Source organism: Streptomyces johnsoniae, from assembly GCF_031845565.1.
Lineage (GTDB): Bacteria > Actinomycetota > Actinomycetes > Streptomycetales > Streptomycetaceae > Streptomyces > Streptomyces johnsoniae.
Window position 1 is genome coordinate 1 of sequence record NZ_JAVREV010000118.1, and the last position, 255, is coordinate 255.

General features: G+C 64.3%; 1 protein-coding gene. It reads left to right on the forward strand.

Going from position 1 to position 255, the window contains the following annotated elements:
* A partial coding sequence (locus RM779_RS33930) for an acyltransferase domain-containing protein (RefSeq protein WP_311621568.1) occupies positions 1-255 on the forward strand: 255 nt, incomplete at both ends.

The following is a 255-nucleotide window of genomic DNA, read 5'->3' on the forward strand; positions in this document are numbered from 1 at the left end:
TTATTGCGGGGGTTGGGGGAGCCGTTGGTTGGGTCGGTGGTGGTGGGGGGTGATCGGCCGGTGTTTGTGTTTCCTGGTCAGGGGTCGCAGTGGGTGGGGATGGGTGTGGAGTTGTGGGGGGAGTCGGGGGTGTTTCGTTCGCGGTTGGTGGAGTGTTCTGAGGTGTTGGAGCCGTTGGTGGGGTGGTCGTTGGTTGAGGTGTTGTTGGGTGGGGGTGAGGGGTGGCTGGAGCGGGTGGATGTGGTGCAGCCGGTG